Source organism: Pantoea sp. y20, assembly GCF_054903455.1.
Genome location: NZ_CM142816.1, coordinates 2,702,845 through 2,721,693 on the forward strand (window position 1 = coordinate 2,702,845; position 18,849 = coordinate 2,721,693).

The following is an 18,849-nucleotide window of genomic DNA, read 5'->3' on the forward strand; positions in this document are numbered from 1 at the left end:
TGATTATTTAATGTTCGATGATTAGTTCTGCAGACGCTACCGCCCCTGGCTCTCTAGCTACCAGTACACTACTAATCAATCCATGTTTCGAAAGTTCGTGCCGCTATTTCCGATAACAAGCTAAACACATTACTTAAATTTTATAATGACCATCCGCATTTTTTGATAAGCGCAGAATGTTATCATTTCCGATAACTACTTAAAAGCATGTAAAACCCCATGATTTATAAAGCAAAAAAGCCTGTCCGTAGACAGGCTTTGAGCTATAAACAGTATAACTAGCGGAATCCATTCGGATTCTTCGACTGCCAGTTCCACGTATCACGCATCATGGCATCGATCCCGCGCGTCACGCGCCAGTCCAGTTCGTTGTTCGCCAGCGTGGCATCTGCCCAGAACGCTGCCAAATCGCCGTCACGGCGTGGTTTAAACTCGAACGGAATCGGCTTACCGGACGCTTTCTCAAACGCCTTGATCATCTCCAGCACGGAGAAGCCCACGCCGCCGCCGAGGTTGTAAGCTTTGTAGCCTTCAACTTTGGCTAAGTGGTCCAGCGCTTTTAGGTGCCCTTCTGCCAGGTCGACAACGTGAATGTAGTCGCGCTGTGCGGTGCCATCCGGCGTGTCGTAATCATCGCCAAACACGCCCAGCTTCTCAAGACGGCCAATCGCCACCTGCGCGATGTACGGCAGCAGGTTGTTAGGAATGCCGGTGGGATCTTCACCGATTTCGCCAGACTCATGCGCGCCAACCGGGTTGAAGTAGCGCAGCGCGATGGCCTTGAAATTCGGATCGGCTTTCGCGAAGTCGCGCATCACGAATTCGATCATCAGCTTCGAGGTACCGTACGGGCTGGTGGTACCGCCAATTGGCGTGGTTTCCACGTAAGGAACCGGTGCATCGGCGCCATAAACCGTCGCAGATGAGCTGAAGATGAAGTTCCACACGCCAGCAGCGCGCATCTCTTCCAGCAGCACCACGGTGCCAGCCACGTTGTTTTCGTAATATTCCAGCGGCATGCGCGTGGATTCACCAACGGCTTTCAGTGCGGCGAAGTGAATCACAGCGCTGATATCGTTAGTGGCAAACAGGTCACGCAGGCAGGCGCGATCGCGGATATCGCCTTCAACGAACACCGCTTTTTTGCCTGAGAGCTTTTCCACGCGGTTGATGGCTTCGCGGGAAGCATTGCAAAGGTTATCCAGGACCACAACGTCGTCGCCGCGCTCTAACAGCGCCAGCACCGTATGGGAGCCGATGTATCCCGCTCCGCCCGTTACCAAAATAGCCATGTGTACTCCTTTAAACCGCGCTAACGGCGCGGTAGAGAATGAGAAAGCTTATTTCGCCAGGATTTTCTGAATAGATTCGCGGAAATCGCGGCCCTGATCGTTGTTACGCAAGCCGTAAGAGACGAATGCCTGCATATAACCGAGTTTACGACCGCAGTCGTAGCTGGTACCGGTCAGCAGCTGCACATCAACTGGCTTCTTCTTGCTCAGAGAGGCGATAGCATCGGTCAGCTGAATGCGGCCCCATGCGCCAGGCTCAGTGCGCTCCAGCTCTTCCCAGATATCCGCAGAGAGCACATAACGGCCAACTGCTGTCAGGTCAGAATCGGTAGAACCCGCTTCTGGCTTCTCAACAAAGCTGGTGATGGTGCTGATATCGCCTGGGTTATCAATCGGCTCTTCGGTAGTCAGCACGCCATATTCAGTAAGATCTTCGCCCGGCATGTGTTTCGCCAGCACCTGGCTGTGGCCGGTATCTTCGAAGCGAGCAACCATTGAGGCAAGGTTATAACGCAGGTGGTCAGCGGTGGAGTCATCCAGCAGCACGTCTGGCAGCACCACCACAAATGGGTTGTCGCCAATCATTGGACGCGCGCACAGCACGGAGTGGCCCAGGCCTAACGGGTTGGCCTGACGCACGTTCATGATGGTCACGCCCGGCGGACAGATTGACTGTACTTCGCTCAGCAGCTGACGTTTAACGCGCGCTTCTAGCAGCGCTTCCAGCTCGTAAGTGGTATCGAAGTGGTTTTCCACTGCATTTTTGGAAGCATGGGTGACCAGCACAATCTCCTTGATGCCAGCCGCGACGCATTCGTCAACAATGTATTGAATCATTGGTTTGTCGACAATTGGCAGCATCTCTTTCGGAATGGCTTTCGTCGCAGGAAGCATATGCATACCGAGACCCGCAACGGGGATTACTGCTTTAAGCTTGGTCATATTTATTCCATTTCATGAAGTGAATACGTGGGGTCGATTATGCAGGATCGGCCGGTCGAGCAAGTATAATCTTTATCTGAAAAACCGGCACTAACTCTCTGTCACACCATCAAAAATCGCCAATTTGGCCGGTAAAAACGCCGAAATGCCAATGAGGAACCGATGCGCTAAACCGCTGAAAAATCGTGAAAGGATTTGTGATGACGAGACCAGAGATTGACTGAAAGCTGTGTTGATAATGCGCCATAAATGGCGCCGCTACGGACCGTGTAAACATTGAGTCATCTGTAGCGGCGCGATTCATCACGCGGGTTGGATGTTGATGTCTACAGCCAGCCCTCAAACCATTCTGGCATCACGAACAGGTTGAAGTGGTTAACTAGCATCATCAGCGCAACAAACACCACCGACACCGAAACCCACTGACGTGCATACGGCATAAAGCGGATGCCAATCACCGGCTTGATGAAGAACGGATGGGCAAAGGCCGAAATCAGCACCTGCGAGATCGACAGCGTCAGCGCCACATACAGCACGTTCGGCCAGATGTAGGTTGTCGCCAGCACCGCAACCACCACTAAGCTCGCCACAATGTTCCAGTAGAACTCAACATTGGTGCGGCCGTTGGCTTGGGAAATCGCGCCGGTTAAGCCGCCCATCGGACGCAGCATGCCAAACAGCAGCATCAGCGGAATCAGATGGTAAACCTGCTCATGTGAAGCGCCGTACAGCACGCGCACAATGACCGGGGAAAGAATGCCAATCGCCAGATACATCGCGCTACTGAACAGCATGATGACGAAAGTGCCTTTCAGGAACAGCTTTTTCAGCTGCTCTGGATCGTGCTGCTTCTCAGCGAAGCGCGGCAATGCCAGGCGGTTAATCACCGGCGAAACCAGCTTCAGCGGTTGCAGAATGAGCTCTTTTGCCAGCGAGTAAATCCCCAGCATCTCCGCACCCATCACTTTACCGACGATCAGCGCATCGGCCTGGGTACGCAGCTGATTGATGGTCTGCGAACCAAGCTGATATACGCCATAACGCACGGCGCTGACGAAGGTTTTGCCGTCGAACTCCCAGGTCGGACGCCAGGATTTCTCGCCGAAGTAGATCATGCAAAGAATGCGCGTGAAGGCGTTGATGAACAGACCAAGAATCGCCGCGGCCACGGTAAGCGAGGTGTAATACAGCATCGCCACGGTACACAGGAACGCAAACAGCTTGGTGGCCATCTCAATCTTCGCCAGCGTTACCATGCGTTTGGTTTTCACATAGTGCGCCTGATACTGCGACAGATGTCCCAGCACCAGGAAGTTGAGGCTGGTGAGCATGATCAGGCCCACCAGCTCCGGCAAGTGATAGAACCACGCCACCGGATAGGCAATCGCCAGCATAATCAAGCCGGTGCAGAAACTGAGCGACACGTTCACCCAGTAAATGGTGCTCTGCTCGCGGCGATTAATATCCTGGCGATGCACGATGTAGCTGCTCATGCCCATGTCCTGCAGCACGGTCGCCACCGCCAGAATCGCATTGATGATCGCCAGTAAACCCAGCTCGTGCGTTTCCAGTTTGCGCGCCAGCACGGCGAGCTGTAACACCTGAAGCAATGCGGCAAAACAGGTACTACCAAACAGCCAAACGGCCTGTTTTTTTAATCCGCTCACACCATGCGCTCCAGAATTTTCGCCAGCTCACCGTAAGCGATGTGCTGATTGAACTCAGTTTCGACTTTCTGCCGCGCAGCGGCGACCACCGGTGCCACATCCACGTCGCCACGCGAAAGGCGCAGCAACGTCGCTGCCAGCTCGTCAGGATCGTTTTCGGCCACCAGCCATCCGCTGACGTCATTCTCAATCAGTTCAGGAATGCCGCTGTGATAGGTCGACACCACCGGCAAGCCAACTGCCATCGCTTCCATCAGCGCCACCGGAATGCCTTCCATATCGCCATCTGCGGCGGTTTTAGACGGCAGCAGGAAGATGTCCGCCTCGTTCAGCGCCTGACGAATCTCATCCTGCGGCTTGAAGCCCGGCATGGTGACGTAATCCTGCAATCCAGCGCGCGCGATGTGCTCGCGCATCATGCCATCCTGCTCGCCGTTACCGATGATGGTGAACTGGAACTGGCCGCCATTATTGCGCAGGATTTCGCTGGCTTTCACCGCCACATCCAACCCTTTCTTCTCGGTCAGACGCGCGACTGAGACGATGCGCAACGGTTGATGGAACGCCTCGCGCGGACGGAAGTTAAACTTCTCCGGCTCGATGCCCATACGCGTGACATGCACCTTGGCGCGCGGACAACCCATATCAATCAGCTTGTTCTCCCACAAGTGGCTGATAGGCAGCATCAGTTCGCTCTGTTTGAACAGGTTGACGTAGTCGAGCTTGTGCTCTTCCAGGATGTGACGACGCGAAATATCCGCGCCGTGGAACACCGTCGCCTGCTTGCCTTTCAGCACGCCGAGTTCGCGCAGCTTGTTAGCCAGCGCGCCGGCATAGCCAAAGTGCACCAGAAACACATCGGCGGTGTAAGGCTGTTTAGTGTTGGCGACAATCGCCGGCAGCAGCAGTTTGCTGGCCTGTGCGCCGTAGCGACGCACATTCAGCGACTTGAGCAGCGCGCCTTTGGTGATTTTCGGCAGTATCAACCCGATACGCTGCGTCAGCTTATCAAGATTGGATACTTTCTCTTCCGGCAGTAAATAGTGGGTTTTCGCTGCCAAATTGTAGTCATCGAACGCGGCGTGGCGATTAATCATATCGCCCGGAAACACGGAGATAATCTCCACGTCGTAGCCTGCATCGATGAAATGCGTCACCTGATTGAGCACGAAGGTCTCAGAGGCAACAGGAAAACGCATGGTGAAAAAGGTCAGCTTCATCACTTCACCCCAGGACGTTGAGAATTTCTGCTGTAATGCGGTTACCAATCTCACGCTCCTGCGCCACCGCGGTATCAACTTTGTGTTTCACGTTGTCGTAGTCGGCCAGCACCGTCTGCACTTTATCGATGAGCGAACCGTCCATCAGGCTCTGCACATCGGTGGCCATCTGCGGCAGGCCAAGCTGTTTCATCACGCCGAGCGACTTGTGCTCGTAGTTGATGGCCACGGCTGGCGTACCAAAGTTCATGGAGATGATGGCGGAGTGCAGGCGGGTACCAATGGTCAGATGACAATGGCTGAGGAGGATGCCGAGTTCGAGGTCGTTGAACTCGTCCATGATGACATGGTAATGCTCGGGATGCTCGACATGATCGCGCAACGTCAGCGCCACCATGCGGTCATCTTTGGCGTAGCTATCAATACCGGTACAGGTAGAGAAGGCAACCACCTGATAACCTTCGGCAATCATCGCGTTAATCACGCGGCCAAAGGCAGCTTCATACTCTTTCTGCGTGACGCCAAGACGTTTGTCGAACGGCGCCAGTTCACGCACGGTAATCGCAATGGTTTTGCGTGCGCTGATAATCGCCTGCCAGTGCAGCAGGTTATAGCTTGGATTGGCCACTTCACGCGCTTCAACCAGGAACGCGGTATCAACACCCTTCTTCACTTTGCTGGTGGTCACGCCATCTTGCTTCAGGCGGTCGTAGCTCACCTCTTCGCGCAGCACCAGGCTGTCAACGCGGTCGAAGACAAAGTTCGCCAGCGCATTAACGCGCGGGTTCTCGAACGGACCGACCGAGTGACCGACCATATGCAGCGGCTTTTTCGCCATCAGCGCACAAAGCGCGTGATCGAATTGGGTCACGCCGTAGAGATCGACGAAGAACGAGCCGCCAACCTGAATAATCGCGTCATATTGTGCAAGGCTTTGGGTGAACGCCGCCAGATGCGGTGGCACCGAGAAGGATTTGTACACGCCGCCTTTGCCAAGGTGCGCCATCATGATGTCCGGCATCAGGCGGTTTGCCACCTTGCGTTTCAGGCTGCCCACTAACCCTTTGCCCGACTTGCTGTTGTGCAGGAACAGGGAATCCTGCTGGATATCCTGCTGCAGTAAATAGCCAGAGCTTGTTGGATAACGGCTGATCACATCGATATCCAAATCCGCGCGCGCGGATTTCAGTGAATCAATCAGCCCACGTAAAATCGCGCCATCCCCACGATTTCCACAGGTATGGTTTCCTACCAATAAAATCTTCATAAAAAAACTCCGGAAAAATTTTTGTAATTTTTACAAGCCGCCAATAGCTGCACTGGCAAAGTGAACTCTGATTCAAAGGACTGCAATGGGAGTAAACCCCAAAAAAGTGGTGCTAATTGCATTTCTATTCAGTACTGCTTACAAACTATGCACATTCCGTAGCGGCGCGATGCATCGCGCGTACCTGAAATTGGCATTGCGCAATGAATTGCGCCGCTACGATGGGTGTGTGTTATGACTTCACGGTGTAATACGGCATAGCCACCTGCTCGCCATTGATCACTACCGAGATGAAACCTTTGGGTTCGCGCGTATCCACCTGTTCCGGCTTGAGCGCGCGAGAGGCCAGCAGCAGATCGCCCTGCTCGTTACCGCCGACGCCGGCTTTGCCGTTGTGCAGGCTAAAACGCTGCGGGGCCTGTTGCGCTGCGCTGCCCGGCGCGCCTTTGTCCATCACGGCGTCAACGCGCGCGCAGCGACCGGTCAAGAAGCGATCCTTGGCGGTGCTTTTGATCAGCACAGCGGTGGTCGGCGTCCAGCCCGCTAACTTCACGAACACTTTGGTGTCGGTATCGGTGCGCGGTTCGAAACGAACCTCCACCACCGGCGAGCTACCTTCCGCTGACCAGCTGGCTTCCGCTTTGTTTTTCTTGCGCTGCAGATGAATCACCGCGCGTCCGCCGGTGCCTTTGCCGTCGATAACATCCATCAGCGGCTGATTGGCAGTACCGTTATTAAACTGTGACTGACCAAATACCTCGATCTCCCAGCTATCGCCCACCGTTGGCGAGTAGAAGTTGCCGAGTTCAAACCAGGTTTGCTGATCGCTGTTGTTGGTCAGGCGGAAGCGCGAGGTGATGTAGTTGTATTTCAGACTGCCATCAATGGCGACGCCGTAGGATTCAACGCGCGTTGAGCCCATTTCCCAGATGTTCAGCCAGCGCTCACCTTCCAGCGAGTTATCAATCCAGCTGCCCGACTGCAGATTGGTCTGGCGCATATTAAGGCGCGAGTTACGCGCGTTAAGCGGGTTCTTACAATCCTCAATGCTCAGCGCATCGACAATCCACTGGCCGTTCGAGATGTCGCCAGGGAAATCGCTGTGCTCAATCCAGCCGTTGTGGATGATGGATTGGCTGCAGCGCGGCAGATTCAACACCATGCCGCCTTTACAGTGCTGGGCGTTGAAGTTGGAGAGCTCAATCGCGGTGCTGTGGTCCCAGGCACCGGCCTTTTGCCCCGACCAGCTGGCCTTAATCACATCGCCGGTACAGGCGTTGGCGTACCACTGGTCGATTTTGCAATCCAGCGTATCCAGCAGGCTGAGCGAAACGCCGCCCACCTGATTGAAGCGCAAGCAGGCACCACGGAAGAACTGGCCGCCCGGACAGGTATTGCGGAACAAACCCTGCTTGTTTGGACGCTTGTCGGTGTTGCCGTTGAAATTCAGGTTGGAGATTTCCGTCCAGCGCGCATTTACCTGGAACAGGAATTCGGAGCGACCGTCGGAAACCAGCGTGGTCGCCGGGAAATAACCGAAGTTGACCATCGCGCCGGAAATGCGGAAGAAGCGACGTCCTTCGTCACCGAAATCACATTCAGAGACAAAGAAGGTGCCAGCCGGGAATTGCACGCAAATCTGCTGGCTGGCATCAATCGACCATTGATACATGGCTTTGATCGCCGGTGCTGTGTCGGTTTTGCCGTCGGCAATAGCACCGAAATCAAACAGCGTCAGGCGATTAAAATCTTCCACCACGCGACGCCAGGTAAAACCGTTGCCGCTGAAGTTCACGCCGCCATCATCTTTGCCATCACCGAAGGTGCCGACAAACTCGCCGCCGCCCACTTCCAGCCCTTCGTGCCAGCTTTTCAGCTTGATTTTGGCACCGGCAAACAGCGGACGGGTTTTGCGCAGCTCTTCAACCGATGGGATTTCACCAATCAGCTGGTAGCCGTTCGGCTGCGCCAGACGCTGGCTGAAGTTGCTTTGATTAGGGCGCGAGACATCGCTGATAGAAAACAGTGTATGGCCCTGATCGTCCTCCACCACCATTGAGTGCGCGGGATTGGCGATCAACGCCGCATTGTCGTGAATGAACTGGGCGAAGTTGCCCTTGTTCAGCGCAATCGGCTGGCTGATTTGTGACACTTTGCCATTGGCATCGCGCAGAAACACCGGGATCTGGTTGCCGGCCTGGCTGGCATCGCTGCCCGCTTTACCGATCCACAGTTTGCCCTCGAAGTTCTGCCAGAACTGCGGCGGCATGGTATAGACGTTTTCTGGCGTCAGAATCGGCACATCGCCTGCCGGTACGCTGGCAGGATCGACGGATTTTAACGTTGGCTGACCACTTTTTGCGGCGTAGCTGGAAAACGCACTCACTGAGAGCGCAGTAACAATCGAGGAGGCTGCGGCCTGCAAGACTTCTCTTCTTTTCATGCTTCAATTCCCGTGGTTGTGCGGCCAAAAAGGATTCCCGAGGCACGATAATTGTCGCTAAACAAGGGCGAGCCAGCTCTGCTTGATCTGATTACCGTCAAACTTGAGCGCGGTTTCTTTGGTTTTTTCACTCATGGCGTAGAACAGGCCATCATCACTGGCGAGCTGCTCCATCCGCTTGATAAAGGTGGTTTTGTCATTCATCGGCACCAGGAAGCCATCTTCACCGTGGTTGATGATCTCCTGCGGCCCGGTTGGGCAATCGTACGCCACCACCGGCAGCGACCAGGATTTGGCTTCCAGCAGCACCAGCGGCAAGCCTTCATAGCGCGACGTCATCAGCGCCATGTCGCTTTCGCGGTAGTAATCGTTGATGTTGCTGACTTTGCCGACAAAGTTAACGCTATTAGTGATACCTAACGCCGCAGCCTGATCGTGTAGCTGCTGGCGTAGTTCGCCGTCACCGGCAATCACCAGTTTCCACTCGGGATGTTTCTTGCTGAAGTCGGCCCAGATATCCAGCAGCAGGTCGAAGCCTTTCTGGTTATCAAGACGTCCCACCGCCAGCGCCTGACGGCTGCGCGTTTGACGTTGAAACGCTTTGTACACCACCGGATTGGGGATTTGCTGGCTGGCAATATTCCAGCGGTTAAACACCTGATGATCTTTGTCGGTCAGGACGATCACCTGGTCGTAATAGCGCAGCATCAGCCACTTCAGCAGCTTAATCGGCTTGCTGAACGAGTTAATCGCGATGTGTTCGCAGGCATACGCCTTAAAGCGCTTCTTCTTCAGCGCCATCAGGTTCCAGAAGGCAAACATCACGCTCAGGCGACCCATGCTGATCAGGAATACGCTGTCGAAGCCTTCCTGATGAATGCTGCTAACGGCGCTTTTAATTGGGTTGCTGTGGCCTTCAAAGCTGACAATTTTTTTCACCCGTTCGAACGGATAAAAGGTTTTGCCATGGCCTTCCAGCGAGTAAATGGTGACTTCATGCTGCTCGCCGAGGCACTCAGACATAAAGTTGCAGATGTTTTCCGTGCCCGCATACGAGTAGGCATCTTTAATCACCAAAACGATCTTTTTCATACAATCCTTTCCACCTCAAAAATATAAAAGCAGCTAAATCACCGTTGCGCTTAGCGGTGTTTTAAGGCAAAAAGAACCCCATTCACCATATACCAGACATAATAGTAATATACTTTTAACGGATTGTTTTTATAGATAATTCTTAATAATTCGAGGTGCCACTTCGCCGCTTTATTTTTGTTGCGCGACAGTGAATCGCCCAACTCGTAATAGTTGACCAGGGTTTTCTGGATCACGCGGGCTTGTTTGTAGCGGAGGAACAACTCATAGAGGAACAGGAAATCTTCGTGGCCTTTACGCTGGAAGAAGATGCCCTGTGGAGGACGGCGGAAACACACCGAGGAGAAGCAAACACGATATTGCTTCTTCACGAAGTTTTCCTGCTGCAGGTAGGGTTTGCTGTAGTTGATATCGTGGTCAGCGGTTTTGGTTTTGTAGTGATAATGCGTGATCACGAAATCGTCGCCGGCGGCGATCGCGGCCGTCTGTTCGGCCAGTTTTTCGCGGTGCCATTCGTCATCGCTGTCGAGAAACGCGATGATCGCTTCTTTCGCTGCGCGCAGCCCCACGTTACGGGTTTCGGCTGCGCCCTGATTGACCTCGTTGTCGAGAATGGTGATACGCGCGTCCTGACAATGTTCACGCACCAAGGCGAGTGAATCATCGGTGGATTTGTCGTTGATCAGGTAAAGATGCCAGTCGCTGTAGGTCTGGTTGATGATCGACTCAACCGCGCGCAGAACGGTATTTCGCGCGTTATACATCGGCATCACAATACCGACGGTGCCAACATGATTTGTCATTTGTCTACCCGGAGTTTCAGGAACCAAAAAATTGCCCCCGTGTAGGGAGCAAGTGAAAGTGTTTAAAAGTGAATCAGGAGACGGCTCTTCTGCCCGAGAAGCGCGACTTCACCTTATCGAGCAGGCGATTCATGAAGTAGGCGCGATTGTCACGGTTGGTGAGGAAGAAGTAGCGTGCAAAGCTGAGGCTGGCCTGCAGCGATTTACCATCCATCTTGTAGCGCAGCGGCAGCTTGAACGCCTTGTAAGTATGGATGTCACGCGTGGTCAGATGCGGCTTCATGGTATCGAGCCAGAAGAAGGAGTATTTGACCGATTCGCCTTTGTGCTTGGAACCAAATTTGGTCACCAGATGGTAGGTTGCCAGCGGCTTATCGATCATCACGAAGGCGTAACCCATGCGGTCAGCGCGGATGCAGAAGTCATAATCCTGATGGCGAATATAGCGCGCGTCAAACTGGATTTGCGCCGCATCTTCGCGCTTCAGCACAATGGTGCTGGTTTGAATAAAGCCGTAACAGCCAAACAGATACTCGGCCACGGTTTCGTTTTTGCCGGGCGGTTGCATCGGCATCACCTTGAGGAAGCTGCCATCCTGATGGATGTTCACCTGACTAAAGATGACGTAGCGCGATTTGCCCTGCGCTTCCAGTTTGGCGATGGTTTCACTCGCCACCAATAACTTGTCCGGATGCCACTCATCGTCGGCATCGAGGAAGCTGATAAAGTCGCCGGTTGCCAGCTCAATACCTTTGTTACGGGCGCCAGCGCCGTTGAGTTTGACCTCAGACAGCTCTAGTTTGATAGCCAAATCCTGATAACGTTCGCTGCGTACCACCTGCGCCAGTTCAGCCGCATCGGCCGATTTGTCATCAACAATAATGACTTCAAAATTGCGATAGGTTTGCGCTTTGACGCAATCTAGCGTCGTGACAATCGATTTCGACGCGTTATACGCGGGAATAACAATTGAGAAGCGAATCTCCTGCATTGCCAGCACCTCATTAAAAAAGTTACAAAATCAATGATATAACTTGTGGGCTCAAAAGAATAATGGGTGATGTCCTAATTTGTCGGCGAGGTCTTCATCGCCACTTTCTTCTTGTTGCTACTGCCGATAAACGGTTTCTCGACAAACAGATACGTCAATTTCGCCACATAGAAGGAGGCGACAAAGAACAACGTTGAAAGCAAGGTGTAGAACAGGAACGAATGCGGATAGAGCGTTTCCGGAATCTGCTTGATGAAATAGAGCACCACACCGTGAATCAGATACAGGCTGTAGCTCACCTCACCAATCGACATCAGGGTTTTGTTTTCCAGAATGCCAAACACGGCGTTGCCGCTGCTGACAATAAAGAAGATTACCGTCAGGCAGCAGAGGAAAATCAGATACCAGAAGGTATTGCTGGTGAACGACAGCGAGAACAGCGACAGCACAATCACCGCAAAGCCGGCCAGGCTGGAGGTTTTGTAGTGCGCAAACATGTCGCGATACTTATACGCCAGATAACCCATGGCGAAGCCCAGCACCGGACGCGGATCGGTATAGGTTTTGCCCCACAGACGCAGGCCAACCGCCACGCAGAAAATCACGCCGATCGAGCCGAGAATCAGCAACGTTTTGTATTTACCTTTGGTGGCGCGGTTGAGCACGTAAATCAGCGGAATCGACAGGTACAGCAACCATTCGAGGCGCAGCGTCCATTCCACACCGGCGTTGACATCCGCCGTCAGGAAATCACCCATGCGATAGCTGCCAATAAACAGCAACCACAGCACGGCATCTTTCACTGCCGTGAGGCTATAAGTGAGATCGCCCTGCACCACGCCTACCGCGATGATGACAAAACCGGAGAACCAGAACATCGGGACGATACGGCGGATACGCGACTTCAGCAGCTTGTGCGTCAGCTGCCCTGGCGTCAGGGTTTCATTATCCAGCCAGCGATAGAACAGGAAGGCGGAGATCATGAAGAACAGCAGTACACCGAATTTACCGGAGTTAACGAAGAAGTTGCCTTCGGAGAACCAGGCAAAATAGTCTTTATCGAACACCCACTGACCATCCAGCGAATAGATGTAGTGCGCGAAGTGTGAGAACGCCACGATGCTGGCCAGCAGCGCGCGCATACCAGAGATACTTTTAATACCGCTACTGTTGTACACGCCTTTGTGGAAGGAGAATACTCGCAGAATGATTAGCGCCAGACAAAATGACAGCACCATGATTAATACATACATGTCAGCTCCTGAATCTGAGTTGGGTTAGCTGCTGTGCCGCGACAAAACGCTATCGAAAGTGCTGCTTAAGACGTTGAAGGTTCTTTCTGCTTTCTGCTTATAAAGCATCTCGTTCGGGTGAATGCAATCAGGCGACATCTCAGATTGCCAGTCACGGTTCTGCTTGATGGCGCTGTACTGCTTCACAATTGGCACCTGCTGCTCTTTAGCCACTTCATTTAACTGATAAACATACGGCCAGACGTTCCAGCGCTCGGCTTTGCCACAAATGGGATTCGGTTCCTGTAACACCACCAGCTTGTTATTCGCCTTCGCGCCTTTGACCAGCTCGGTGATGATGCGCTTATACTCTTGCGGCGTTTCAATGCGCTCGCCTTTGTCTTTGAAGAAGTTGATGCGCGCATCGTTGATGGCATAGTTAATCAGAATCATGTTGGCATCAGATTTCGCCATGCGTTCTGACCAATCCATCGGCGTATTGTCTTTGTCGTAAACCAGCACCGAAACCTGTGCACCCGGCATGCCGTGGTTCTTCACCTCAATGTTGTTGCCGTATTTCTCACGCAACATCTGCTGCAAAAAACTCACTTCATTATTTTTACTGAGGATATTGCGATTGCCCGACGCGGTAACGCCGGCGGTGGTGGAGTCACCGTAGGCGGCGATGATGAAGGTGCCGGGATGATCCTCTGCCTGCGCCAGTAGCGGCGCAGAGGTGATCAGAATTGCCAGTAAAGTCTTCCGCATATTTCCTCTCATCGGTTAATGAAACAATTTGAATTCACGAGCAACTTCATAGCCCACAACGGCCTGCTTCAGTGAGATCGTGTTGTAGTAGAGGTAATAAACAAGGAAGAAAGCGAACATCGCAAACATCGCGGGTTTCAGTACGCGTTTTGACTGGAAGATTAGCGATGTCAAAATAATCGGTTCGACCTGCAGCAGGTAGTTCGACAGGCGCGCACCCGATGAGTAGTTGTAGAAGAAGATCCTGATACCGCCGCCGATGGCAAAAGTGAGAATCAACAGGTAGTTCAGCTTCCACACGTTGTACTGTTCGCGCTTAAGCTGGTTGCTCAGCATGAAGTAGACAAAGATAAACACCAGCATGATGTTTTTCAGGTTGGACACTGACACCACGCTGCCGTCACCGGCATTCGAGGCTTCATTACTGTAGCCTGCGGCCCTCTCGCCCATCGATCCCAGATGTCCGGCGATCAAGGCAATAAAGCCGGTCCCGCCCACCACCGAAAGTGGCACACTGAATATAATGATGGCCACCGGCCACCAGCGCGATTCCCGAATGAACAGGAACGGAATGATGGTCACCACCATTACTGCGGTGTTGTGGCTGAGGAAGGACAGAATAAAGAAGGCAAACGCCCACCAGTATTGCTTGAGGTAAATAGTCCAGATCACGCCAAGGAACAGCGCCGAGCTCAGGCCAAAACGAATCTGGTTTACGTCTTTGTTGATAAAGATATGCGCCGAGTAAAGCGCCAATGCCAACACCGGATACGGTGACATCTTTTTGAAGAAGATGGCGTTGGTTGAAACTGCCAGAATACTGAACACAAACAGGAACACGCTGGCATTGTGTGAAAACAGGCTGGTGATCCACGCGATAGCAAAAATCAGCGGTTCATAACGGAAGAAGGCGACGGTGTTGGCAAAACCGTTGACCTCAATACGGCGGACGAAGTCGGCAAAGAAGCTGCGATATTGATAGTCGTCCATCCCGGTACCGAGACCGCGAATACCGGCAAAAATAATCAGCGTGACCGTGGCGATGCACAGCAGGTAAGTCAGAATATGGGTGGTGCGTTCGTCTTTCTTCAACAGGATTTCGACCAGCGCAAGCAACAGCAAAAACCCTGATAAATACCAATATGGAGCCATGGTGTGATTCCTTAATTCCACAAGTTCTCGTGCCAGCGGTGGCTTTTAATGGCGTTATAGAGAGAATCACCTGTGTAAATCGTTGCGTGTCGTCATTCAAACGGTGCGATCAAAAGGGGCGGTCAACCCGCCCCTTTCTTCACCGGATTACCCTCATCATTAACTGTGAATGACGGGCAAATTAACTTTTGGTCGGTTTGCCATACTCGTAGTCGTAATAGTCGTAACCGTAACCATAAGAGTTGGCGGCTTTACGCACCACGGCGTTGAGGATCACACCTTTAATCTCAATACCGTTCTGGGCAAAGCGCTTGAAGCTGACATCCAGTTCTTTCGGCGTGTTGGTTTCGAAACGCGCCACCATCAGCGACGTACCGGCCAGCTTACCGATGATGGACGCATCGGTGACCGCCAGAATCGGAGGCGTATCAATCAACACCAGGTCGTAGTTCTTGCTCGCCCAATCCAGCAGCTCACCCATGCGACGATGCATCAGCAGTTCAGATGGGTTTGGTGGCACCTGACCGCGTGGCAGGAAGTCAAAACCGTACGGGCCTTTCTGAATCAGCGCCGGGCTGAACTCGGTTTTGCCTGACAACACGTTAGACAGACCGGATTTGTTATCGGCTGACAGCAGTTCGTGGGTGTAACCGCGACGCATATCACCATCGATGAACAGCACACGTTGGCCCGCTTTGGCGACCAGCGTTGCCAGGTTGGCACAGATAAAGGTTTTACCAATACCTGGGCTGGCGCCGGTGATCATCAGGATGTTGTTTTTCGCTTCCATCATCGCGAAGTGCAGGCTGGTACGCAGGCTACGAATCGCTTCGATTGACAAATCAGTTGGATTGCCCAGCGCCAGCAGCGTTTCGTGGGGATCGGTTTTCACCTTGTTGCCACGACGCGCCAGTGCTTCGGTATCTTTCTTACGTTGCCATTCTGACAGCGGTACGCTGGCATAGACGTTCATGCCCAGCTCTTCCAGCTGCTCTGGATTTTCGATGCCGTGATGCAGCAGCGCTTTCAACAGCACCAGACCAACAGAAACCATCAGACCCAGAATCACGCTCGCCGCGATGATCAGCAGTTTCTTCGGTGCCACCGGGCTGTTGCCGGTTGCTGCGCCATCGATGATGCGTACATCACCCACGGTGCTGGCTTTACTGATACCCAGCTCTTGCTGACGGTTCAGCAACTGCATGTAGATTTCCTGACCAGACTGCACATCACGCGTCAAACGCAAGATCTCTTGCTGCGTTTGTGGCATCTGAGAAATCTTTTTATTCAGCTGCGCCTGCTCACCTTCCAGCGTTTTGCGTTTTTCCAGCAACGCGCGGTAGGTTGGGTGATCTTTAGTAAACAGCTGAGACACTTCGGCTTCACGGAAGGTCAGTTCGTTCAACTGGCTCTGCACGCTGACAGAAGAATCCAGCGCCGATTTCGCTTCCAGCGAAAGGTCAACCGACTCGTTCTGGCGACGGAAGGTATTCAGCTTGTCTTCGGCATCATCCAGTTTGCCACGCACTTGCGGCAGCTGGTTGCGCAGGAATTCCAGGCTCTTTTCCGCTTGCTCAGATTTACGTTCAACGTTCTGCAGCAGGTAGTTATTGACGATTTGGTTCAGCACTTTGCTGATCTGCTCTGGATCTTCACCCAGATACTCCAGACCCAGCACGCCCGTGTCTTTGCCTTTATCCGCAACGGTCAGGTTGGCCAGTACGGAGTTAATCGCCTGCAGCTCGTTCAGTTTGGTAACGCTGAAGCTGGTGCCTTCATCGGCATTGATGCCGCTTACCAGCATGGTCACATCACCGTGCGTTTCCAGCTGACCGACTTTACCTTTGAACAGTTCATCACCGTCCGCTGACACGGTATACGAGTCAGGACCGGTCACTTCCAGTTCAACAGTACGCTTATCGATGGTGCGTGGAATTTCCAGGCGGGAGATGGCGACAGTTGATGGCTTGTTACCCATCAAACGCGACAGACCTTTACCAATTACCGGGAAATAGTTCTGGGTGACAACGGTGTCCAGACCCAGATCGTCAACGGTTTTACCGATAACCATGCGCGATTCCAGAATCTGAATCTCGGTATCGGACGCCGGCGTTGGCGGCAGAATGCTGTCTAACTCATTCAGTACTGAGCTGGCATTCTTCTGTTCAACCTGGACTAACGCATCCGCGCTGTAGATTGGTGTAGCAAACAGTGTGTAGAGCGTGGCTACCAGCATGAAGAAGGCGGTAACGGCAACAATGATCCAGCGATGATCAATCAGCTGTCCCACAAGATGCGCCAGATCCCATCCATTCGAATCTTCCTTTGGCGCGGTCATAACCTTGTTTTTGATATTCATGGATATTCCCAACTATCGGCTTAATACGTTGACCCATTTCTGGGTAGCGTTTTCCAGTAACCCGTAGACCTCTTCAAAGGCCTCGCGACTTTTTTTGTACGGATCCGCAATTTCCTGCTGATTGAGCCAGTGGCCAAGCAGCATGGTCTTTCCGCGTGCGGCTGGATCGATGCGATTCACCTGTTCAATGTGACGCTTTTCCATTACCAGAATCAGGTCATAGTCACGGCACATGCTGGCCGTTAACTGCTGAGCCTGATGCCCTTCCAGCGACACGCCGTGTTCGGCGGCCACAGCCAGGGCTTTCTGGTCCGCCGGATAGCCTTGCAGCGCGCTGAGCCCTGCGGAGGCAATCCTGATGTTTGGTAGCGCGCGTTTGAACAGACGCTCCCCGGTGGGGGAGCGGCAGATATTGCCGACGCAGACGACTAACACGGACTTAATCATGGCGAACCCTTAGTTCGACCAGTTACGGAAACGAAGGGCCGAGGAGCTGGCATCGTCAATACCTACGATGGTCGGCAGCAGGCCCGAAATCACACGGTTCCAACGGGTGATTGGTGTCGCGGTGACATAGACGATGTCGTACGGCTCCAGTTGGAATTCGGTGCCCATCACCATCGATGCCGCATCTTTGGTATTCAACTGGTAGATGTTGGCGATCTTGGTGCGGTTGGCGCCGCGAATCGGACGAATCACGAACACGCCGGTAGCATCAGAGGTGGTCTGATCCATACCCTGCGAATTGCCCAGTGCTTCGGCCAGCGTCATGCCGCTGCGGTCCATCTTCAGCGTTGACTGCTGCTTCACTTCACCCATCACGAAGACTTTGAGATCGTCGTTACGTGGCACGTAAAGGATGTCGCCCGGATAGAGCAGATGGTTTTGGCTCAGGTCGCCGTTTTGCATCAGCGCCTGCAACGAGAGACGTTGTTCTTTGCCGTTGTGCGTCAGCACCACGTTGCGCCAGTCAGCGTCAGCCGCTAAACCGCCGGCGGCGTTGACGGCATCCAGCACGGTCAGCGGCACGTTAGTGATCGCCTGTTGTCCGGAGGTGGTGACCGAACCGGTCACGTACGCTTTCTGCGAACGGAACGAGGCGACGTTAACGTCAACCTGCGGACTTTCGATGTATTGCGCCAGACGACGCGCCACTTCGCTGCGGATCTCGGTAACCGTTCGGCCTGCTACGCGCACTTTACCGATGTACGGGTAGAAAATGGTGCCATCTGCCTGTACCCAGTTACCGGTGTCGCTGGCGCTACGGTACTGACCGGCAGGTGTGGTCAACTCTGGGTGATCCCAGACGGTGACGTTAAGCACGTCGCCGACACCGATACGGTATTCGTAGCTCTGAATTTCATTTTGCAGCATCGGGTTAGCCTGCGCGACTAACGGCTTCGGACGCATCTGTTCAACCAGACGCGGCGTCAGCGGGAAGACGTTGACATATTTGTCGATGTCATAGTTGCTATCCTGTTGCTCTATGACATCTTTTCCACTGGTGGAAAGGTGAGAACCCGGCTCAATGGTGCATCCGGAGAGAAAAGTCGCGGATACCAGTAAAGGTATCAATTTAATTTTCATTATCATCTGATTCTTCGCTATCAGTTATTGATTG

General features: G+C 53.2%; 15 protein-coding genes. All 15 read right to left on the bottom strand.

Annotated features, from left to right (window positions below; genetic code table 11):
• Positions 1-278 precede the first annotated feature (278 nt).
• Positions 279-1,292: a UDP-glucose 4-epimerase GalE gene (galE, locus tag ACYAC5_RS12685; RefSeq protein WP_462061859.1), complete on the bottom strand. Its 1,014-nt coding sequence runs from the start codon at positions 1,290-1,292 to the stop codon at positions 279-281.
• A 48-nt stretch (positions 1,293-1,340) separates the two neighbouring features.
• Positions 1,341-2,234, bottom strand: coding sequence for a UTP--glucose-1-phosphate uridylyltransferase GalF (gene galF, locus ACYAC5_RS12690; RefSeq protein ID WP_101763372.1), 894 nt, complete (start codon positions 2,232-2,234; stop codon positions 1,341-1,343).
• A 326-nt stretch (positions 2,235-2,560) separates the two neighbouring features.
• Positions 2,561-3,901 (bottom strand): MOP flippase family protein, encoded by a 1,341-nt coding sequence (locus ACYAC5_RS12695; protein ID WP_008104858.1) that lies wholly within the window; start codon positions 3,899-3,901, stop codon positions 2,561-2,563.
• Entirely contained in the window at positions 3,898-5,121 is a 1,224-nt protein-coding gene (locus ACYAC5_RS12700; protein ID WP_312464032.1) for a glycosyltransferase, read from the bottom strand. Before ACYAC5_RS12700 ends, ACYAC5_RS12695 begins: the two co-directional genes overlap by 4 nt.
• Before the next feature lie 4 nt (positions 5,122-5,125).
• Positions 5,126-6,388, bottom strand: coding sequence for a colanic acid biosynthesis pyruvyl transferase WcaK (gene wcaK / locus ACYAC5_RS12705; protein WP_462061860.1), 1,263 nt, complete (start codon positions 6,386-6,388; stop codon positions 5,126-5,128).
• Between the two features lie 232 nt (positions 6,389-6,620).
• Positions 6,621-8,831: a phage tailspike protein gene (locus tag ACYAC5_RS12710; protein ID WP_462061861.1), complete on the bottom strand. Its 2,211-nt coding sequence runs from the start codon at positions 8,829-8,831 to the stop codon at positions 6,621-6,623.
• Between the two features lie 57 nt (positions 8,832-8,888).
• Positions 8,889-9,923 carry a glycosyltransferase gene (locus tag ACYAC5_RS12715; RefSeq protein WP_101763369.1) on the bottom strand — a complete coding sequence of 345 codons (1,035 nt, stop codon included), beginning with the start codon at positions 9,921-9,923 and terminating at the stop codon, positions 8,889-8,891.
• A gap of 50 nt (positions 9,924-9,973) precedes the next feature.
• Positions 9,974-10,726 carry a glycosyltransferase family 2 protein gene (locus tag ACYAC5_RS12720; RefSeq protein WP_110866651.1) on the bottom strand — a complete coding sequence of 251 codons (753 nt, stop codon included), beginning with the start codon at positions 10,724-10,726 and terminating at the stop codon, positions 9,974-9,976.
• 73 nt (positions 10,727-10,799) lie between these two features.
• A complete protein-coding gene (locus ACYAC5_RS12725) occupies positions 10,800-11,717 on the bottom strand; it encodes a glycosyltransferase family 2 protein (protein ID WP_101763367.1) in 918 nt (305 codons plus the stop codon).
• Positions 11,718-11,791: 74 nt separating this feature from the next.
• Entirely contained in the window at positions 11,792-12,970 is a 1,179-nt protein-coding gene (locus tag ACYAC5_RS12730; protein WP_110866650.1) for an acyltransferase family protein, read from the bottom strand.
• Between the two features lie 24 nt (positions 12,971-12,994).
• Positions 12,995-13,717, bottom strand: coding sequence for an SGNH/GDSL hydrolase family protein (locus tag ACYAC5_RS12735; protein ID WP_192411529.1), 723 nt, complete (start codon positions 13,715-13,717; stop codon positions 12,995-12,997).
• 15 nt (positions 13,718-13,732) lie between these two features.
• Positions 13,733-14,869 (bottom strand): EpsG family protein, encoded by a 1,137-nt coding sequence (locus ACYAC5_RS12740; RefSeq protein ID WP_101763364.1) that lies wholly within the window; start codon positions 14,867-14,869, stop codon positions 13,733-13,735.
• Between the two features lie 181 nt (positions 14,870-15,050).
• Positions 15,051-17,228, bottom strand: a complete 2,178-nt coding sequence (gene wzc, locus ACYAC5_RS12745) for a tyrosine-protein kinase Wzc (RefSeq protein WP_137386121.1) — start codon at positions 17,226-17,228, stop codon at positions 15,051-15,053.
• A 12-nt stretch (positions 17,229-17,240) separates the two neighbouring features.
• On the bottom strand, positions 17,241-17,675 hold the full coding sequence (locus ACYAC5_RS12750) for an arsenate reductase/protein-tyrosine-phosphatase family protein (protein WP_101763362.1): 435 nt from the start codon (positions 17,673-17,675) through the stop codon (positions 17,241-17,243).
• 9 nt (positions 17,676-17,684) lie between these two features.
• Positions 17,685-18,815, bottom strand: a complete 1,131-nt coding sequence (locus ACYAC5_RS12755) for a polysaccharide export protein (RefSeq protein WP_101763361.1) — start codon at positions 18,813-18,815, stop codon at positions 17,685-17,687.
• Positions 18,816-18,849: the final 34 nt, after the last annotated feature.